The sequence below is a fragment of the Mesorhizobium sp. M2E.F.Ca.ET.209.01.1.1 genome, from assembly GCF_004010375.2.
GTDB lineage: Bacteria > Pseudomonadota > Alphaproteobacteria > Rhizobiales > Rhizobiaceae > Mesorhizobium.
Genome location: NZ_SADP02001118.1, coordinates 1 through 293, shown reverse-complemented (window position 1 = coordinate 293; position 293 = coordinate 1). Strand labels below are relative to the sequence as shown.

Genomic DNA, 293 nt, shown 5'->3' with positions numbered 1-293 from the left:
CTGGTCAGCGTCACCGGCCAGGTTGAGCTTCACCTTGAGCGAATCGGCGATCGCCTGCGCCACGTCGATGTCATAGCCCTTGATGCTCATATCGGCGCTGGCCGAGGAGAAGGGCGGGAAGTCCGAGAAGATGCCGACATTGATGGCGCCGGCCTTGGTGATGTTGTCGACGGCGTCGGCCTTGGCCTGGGTGGCGAGGCCGGCGGTGCCGAGCATCATGGCTGCCGCGATGGCGGATTTCAGTGCATTGCGAAGAGTCATGGTTATTCCCCTGCTGGAAGCTTGTTGTTGAA

Annotated in this window: 1 protein-coding gene; it reads right to left on the bottom strand. The window is 61.4% G+C overall.

Annotated features, from left to right (window positions below):
- Positions 1–261 (bottom strand): transporter substrate-binding domain-containing protein (locus tag EN852_RS39365; protein ID WP_135879945.1); only part of this gene is annotated, 261 nt, incomplete at its 3' end.
- Positions 262–293: the final 32 nt, after the last annotated feature.